The organism is Pseudanabaena biceps PCC 7429 (genome assembly GCF_000332215.1).
Taxonomy (GTDB): domain Bacteria; phylum Cyanobacteriota; class Cyanobacteriia; order Pseudanabaenales; family Pseudanabaenaceae; genus Pseudanabaena; species Pseudanabaena biceps.
Genome location: NZ_ALWB01000270.1, coordinates 1 through 6,029, shown reverse-complemented (window position 1 = coordinate 6,029; position 6,029 = coordinate 1). Strand labels below are relative to the sequence as shown.

4 protein-coding genes and 1 pseudogene are annotated in these 6,029 nt (G+C 40.2%); 3 read left to right on the top strand and 2 right to left on the bottom strand.

All coding sequences use genetic code 11. The features are described from left to right. Positions 1-99: 99 nt before the first annotated feature. Positions 100-435 (bottom strand): annotated as a pseudogene (locus PSE7429_RS20470) (MBL fold metallo-hydrolase); the annotation flags it as partial. Positions 436-842: 407 nt separating this feature from the next. Here PSE7429_RS20470 and PSE7429_RS20465 point away from each other — a divergent pair. The 3 genes from PSE7429_RS20465 (at position 843) to PSE7429_RS20455 (ending at position 4,744) form a co-directional block, all read left to right on the top strand. Further along, a complete protein-coding gene (locus tag PSE7429_RS20465; RefSeq protein ID WP_009629262.1) occupies positions 843-2,534 on the top strand; it encodes an esterase/lipase family protein in 1,692 nt (563 codons plus the stop codon). Between the two features lie 329 nt (positions 2,535-2,863). Then, on the top strand, positions 2,864-4,219 hold the full coding sequence (locus PSE7429_RS20460; RefSeq protein WP_009629261.1) for an endo-1,4-beta-xylanase: 1,356 nt from the start codon (positions 2,864-2,866) through the stop codon (positions 4,217-4,219). A gap of 255 nt (positions 4,220-4,474) precedes the next feature. Beyond that, positions 4,475-4,744 (top strand): hypothetical protein, encoded by a 270-nt coding sequence (locus PSE7429_RS20455; protein ID WP_040689882.1) that lies wholly within the window; start codon positions 4,475-4,477, stop codon positions 4,742-4,744. A 248-nt stretch (positions 4,745-4,992) separates the two neighbouring features. Here PSE7429_RS20455 and dmeF read toward each other — a convergent pair whose 3' ends face one another. Next, positions 4,993-5,946: a CDF family Co(II)/Ni(II) efflux transporter DmeF gene (dmeF, locus tag PSE7429_RS20450; RefSeq protein ID WP_009629259.1), complete on the bottom strand. Its 954-nt coding sequence runs from the start codon at positions 5,944-5,946 to the stop codon at positions 4,993-4,995. Positions 5,947-6,029 lie beyond the last annotated feature (83 nt).

The following is a 6,029-nucleotide window of genomic DNA, read 5'->3' as shown; positions in this document are numbered from 1 at the left end:
ATATGTGTTGAACCACACTTTGGACATTTCATTGTTTTTCATTGCTAAAACTCGTTATCTTTTATTTACTCATTCATCTCTCATTTGTGCAACGCCCAAGATTAGATAACTTGCCGCACCATAGGAGGATTCCGCATGATAGCCACAATGGAATACATTTTGGGCGATCAGAATAGGAAAACTTTGCTGCGCCACTTGAATATCCTTAGGCTTCTCTACTGTCGCGATAGAAGCAGTTGGACATGATAACAACGCTTGTAAGGCTCTCAGCCTCTCGATTTCATCTATGGGTTGATGATAAACGACGGATTGAGAAGAGACTTGATGAAATACCTCTGGAGCCATCCATCTACAGGTATCACAATCAATACAGGTGCTATCAACATAAAAATTACCACTGACATTATGAGGCAGTCTGCGTTCAATTTTTGCCATGACTTTTCACCTTAACTACCATAACAATTGTGCCACTATTGCCACTATAAGTAGTTCCGTATCATTAAAAACCAAAACCAGAGAGCATACCGCCCGCTGCGCGGGTGGTATGCTCTTCTAGGTTTTACAGCGCTTTGCACTCAAACCCAAACCACAGAGAAATTTTTAAAAGCTTTGCGAAGCAACGCTTTCAAAAATTTCTCTGTGGTTCGTTTGATCGATAATTGCTGTACTTAGCTACTTATAAATAAATTTACGTTCTTGAGATTACTGCATCAAAAAAACTTTGTTATGCAAATAGAATTGATTCGATACTCGATTATAAAGTTATTTTGCAAGGCAATAACTTATCTAGTTGTTTAGTATAAGGTAGGCTTTCAATTGCTTCTCCTTCAAGGCTTTAAAAAATGTCAAGAGTACGTCTTCTCAGCAATACTGAACCTGAAATTCATGGCTTATCAAATACGCTGGTAGTGATCTTGCATGGAATAGGGAAAAATATGGGGGATTGGTGTGAAGCAATTAGAGAAGGTTTGCCAGATGCAGATTTACTTGTTCCCCAATATCAATCAAATATATTTTCAAATGTCGATCCAAGAAGAATAGCCGATCAATTGGCTCAGTATATTCAAGAGGCTGATAACAATCGTTTTAAGCGCTTACATGCTCCATATGAAAATATTATTTTGATTGGATATAGTTCAGGGGGGCTAATTATCCGTAAAACCTACCTAATTGCGATGGGATATGGGGATGATGAGAAGTTAATTTATAATTCTCAGCCTTTACCTTGGACAAGTAGAGTTGAGCGGATTATTTTAATGGCTGCAATTAATCGAGGAATTTCCGATGAAAAGCCTGAACATGCCAGTTGGTTGTTGCATATTCTCCAGAGAATAGGTTGGATAACTTTTCCTTTATTTGGCGTTGGCAAGTTTCTCTCTAATCAGCGCCAAGGCACTCCTTTTGTCGCAAATTTGCGAGTTCAATGGATTCGCCTCAGCCAAGCTCCAGAAATTCAACTTCCATCAACAATTCAGCTTTTAGGAGATTTAGACGATGTAGTAGCAGAAGAAGATAATATAGATGTATTGACAGATGCAAATTTCAGGTACATAAAGCTGCGAGACACTGGACATGCCTCAATTTGTAATTTTAAAGAACCTAATGTAGGCTCCCATCGGAAAGAAAAGTTTCTCCAAGCCCTGACCACGCCTACCGAATTGCTGAAAGGCGATCGCATCTCAAATGTGAATGAAATTAGTCAAGTAAAAAACCATGTTGTTTTTATTATGCATGGAATTAGAGATATGGGCTTATGGTCTATTAGAATTAGTGAAACCCTTGAGGAGGTTGCTCAGCAACTGGGACAGTCCGTAGAGTCTATTAAAGCGGGATATGGCTATTTCCCTATGCTGCGTTTTTTGCTTTTAGGTGCGCGACAGAAGAATGTCCGATGGTTTATGGATCGTTATACGGAAGCGATCGCACGCTATCCCAATGCTAAAGTCAGCTTTATTGGACATAGTAATGGAACCTATTTATTGGCTGGTGCACTTAAACGTTATCATGCTTGCAAGATTCATCATGTAGCTTTTGCTGGTAGTGTGGTTCCCAAAAATTATCCTTGGGATATTTTGGTGCGGCAAGGGCGTGTTAAAGCAATACGTAATGATATTGCATCTGCGGATTGGGTCGTTGGTATTTTTCCAGGATTCTTTGAATTACTGAAGCTTAGCGATATCGGGACTGCTGGGCATAATGGCTTTCAAGATGATGCTCCAAAAGATAATTCCTTTGACCGATACTTCAAAGGAGGTCATGAAGCGGCAATTCAACCTCAAAATCATGTTTCTCTGGCAAGATTTATCCTAACAGGCGAAAAGGTTGTTCCAGAACAAGGGCTGCTTGTGCCTGAGCAAAACGAAGCGATCGTTTTTTGGGCAAAACAATGCTGGGCAGTATGGCTCTCTATTGCTGTAATCCTATGTGTTTTAGGTTACCTATTAACTTGGTTATTATCGGTGTTAGGCGTTTCTCTAGTGATTGCTTGGTTGATCTATGTATGTTTTATATTGATACTGCTGTATACGCTCTAGATTATTTTTAAATAGCTAGGGGACTTGCTATAGCAACGTAAACAAATCAAAACCCCAAAACTGAGTGGCGGCGAGCCACCACTCAGTTTTGGGGTTATACCAATTCACGAAAGTGTGACAACACTTTTGTGAATTACAGCGCTTTGCGCTCAAACCCAAACCAAGTAAATTTTTAAAAGCGTTGCGAAGCAACGCTTTTAAAAATTTACTTGTGGTTCGTTTGATCGGTAATTGCTGTAAACACCAAACCCAGTAAGGTTTTGAGATCCCCAAAATGACAACGCCATTTTGGGAATTGGTATTAGAGCATCACTGATTGGAAAAAAGCTATGGAATGGAACCGTCGGCAATTTTTTAGAGCAATTAGCACGTTAGGAATTAGTACGTTTCTATCGGTATTTTTTGGGCAAAAATATAGTGAAGCCGAAAGCTGGCAAGCGATAAATGAGGAAAGCGATCGCAGGATTCAAAAATTAAGGACGGCAAATTTAGAAGTAAGATTGCTCGATCGCACTGGTCAACCCATTCCCAATCAAATTGTAAAAATAGAGCATTGGCGACACCTGTTTAACTTTGGAGCCGCTTATCACACAAATCTCAATGTTAAAGATAATGAGAGTACAAGCGATCGCCTTCATCGTGAATATTTCCTTCAGCTTTTTAACGCCGCAACAGTAACCTTCTATTGGCGCTATTACGAACCACAGGAAAATCAATATGCCGATGCTGCATTACTTCAGCAAATCGCTTGGCTAAAGCACCACGGATTCTATCTGCGCGGACATCCTTTATTTTGGAATCACAATCCAGCTTGTTTGCCACTATGGTTAGAGAATCGGGAACTGACATCTCAAGAAGTTCGCTTGAACATGGATAAAGTTATCCAACATATGTCCGAATTTATTTTCCCTCAACTTGATGAGGTAGATGTATTTAATGAATTAGTGACTTGGTATAATTATGATCACCCTTTTACGGATTTATTCAAAGAGCAGGGAAAGATCAATGTTGTTAAAGAATATCTAACTAAATTCAAACAGCTCAACCCCAAAACTAGAGCCGTGATTAATGACTTTATTTCAAATTCTCGTTATCCCCAAATACTACAGGAGTGCCAAAAAGCTCAAGTTCCATTTGATAGTATCGGTCAGCAAGCTCATATGTTTGGCGGGAATTGGACGATCGAGCGACTAAAAACTACTATTGAGAATCTCTCTAGTTTGGGTAAACCAATTGTTTTTACTGAAGTTAGCGTCCTATCAGGAGCTACGATCCCCAACCTTGACTTTAGCCGCACCTATACGGACTGGCAAAGCGATCGCGATCACGAACTAATACAAGCTGATTATCTCGAACTATTGTATCGACTTGTTTATAGCTATCCCCATATATCAGGCATTTTTCTCTGGTCATATAGCGATCGCGGGGCTTGGCTGGGCGCACCTACGGGGATTCTTAATAAGGATGGTATTCCTAAACCTGCTTTTACAAGATTAAATCGTCTCATTAACCAAACATGGCGCACCAATGTCGAATTAAAAACCGATAGTAATGGCTGCGCACTCATCGCTAATGCCTACGAAGGTATTTATAAAATTGTGATTGGAAACCAGACGTTTTTAAATAAACACACCTCAAGCCAACCACTTAAAAAAACATTCCCATTAATCATTCCCATTAAATAGTTCGGCATAATTAAAAACCAAAACCAGAGAGCGTACCGCCCGCTGCGCGGGCGGTACGCTCTTCTAGGTTTTAAGTTTACTTATGCTGAGCTACTTAAGTACCTCAGCATAGTTAAAGCATAGTTAAAATCCAGAGCTAAAACTTGCGACCTTAGAACATCAAGATATCTACCTCGCTCCCCTTGCGCAAGGGATTGCATTTAAGTAAAGCTTATAGAGCAAAGATTAATCTGCCATAGCAGTAAACCGAAAGTGATAGAAAGCAAAGTATTGAATAGAGTTTTTCATGATGCTGAAGGTAATATTGTCTTAGCACAGACCCCAAACTTACCTCTTATTGTCTGGGGTGTAGCTAGTTCGCTCCAACTGATTGTTACCACAGGTAAAGTGAATTCGGGGTTAAACCTATTGGCTTTTGGCGCTTTGTTTACTTGGGCATGGTTAGAACTATTTGATGGAGTCAATTATTTTCGGAGATTGCTCGGTTTATTGATACTTCTCTTGGCGATCTCCTCCAAAATATAGTTCTCAAGATAGTCTTGCCTCTGGTTTTAGCGAAGTTTGCCAAGATCCTAACGCCTTCGAGACTGGTTTTATACCAAAACTAAAAATGGCTACGCCATTTTTAGTTTTGGTATAAACATTACTTGGTTTGTTTTTTAATTTAAAAAAGTGTTGTCACGCTTTCGTGAATTGGTATTAGTGGCGATCGCGATTTGTCGAAGACATTGTTCCCAGAAACATTGCTTCGATTTTTTATGAGCGTTTAGCTATCAGTCTAGACAAGGTTCTCCATGACATTGGTTAACTTCGATCAGAACATGGGAAAGACTGGGAATATGCTGTAGCAGTTCTTTATAATATTGTGGCTGCTGGGGATAATGCGTAACAAGGGCGATCGTCGCTGATAAATGATTTTGGCTAACATTCCAAACATGCAAATCCGTAATTTGATTGTCACTATCTTCTTCTATAGCTTTGGTAATTGCTAGCTTAACGCAATTATCAATCCCTCCATCTACCAAAATAGAACCAGTTTCACGGGCTAATCCATACGACCACTTGGCAATTACCACAGCCCCAACTATGCCCATTACAGCATCTAGCCAAATCCAGCCCAAAAACTTACCAGCGCATAGGGCAATGATGGCAAGAACGGAGGTTATGGCATCGGCTAAAACATGAATGTAGGCTGCACGCAGATTGTAGTCTTGATGGTGTGCGTGGGAGTGATGATCGTGATCGTCGTGATGCTCGTGATTGTGATGGTCGTGATGATCATCTAAAAGCAAAGCGCTGACGATATTAACTACTAAACCCAAAATTGCAATATAAATTGCTTCACTAAATTGAATTGATTGAGGTTGAAAAAAACGTGTCGTTGATTCAAGAGCCATTATAAAAGCGATTACCGCTAGAACAACGGCACTGGTAAAACCACCAAGGATGCTGACTTTTCCCGTCCCAAATGTATATCTAGGATTATTCGCTTGACTGCGGGCATATTGATAGGTAAAGACTGCGATCCCAAAGGCTGCAACGTGGGTTGCCATATGCCACCCATCCGCTAACAGCGCCATCGAACCAAAAACGATTCCAGCTCCAATTTCCGCCATCATAGTGACGACGGTCAGGAGTAGTACGATTTTGGTTTTACTTTCTGCTTCATGATGATCTCCAGAAAAATTATGCGAGTGCTGCCATTGGTCGAGAGTATGAATGTGCATAAATTTTTTCGTAAAGAAGTTTGTCTTACAGCAATTATCGATCAAACGAACCACAAGGAAATTTTTGAAAGCGTTGCTTCGCA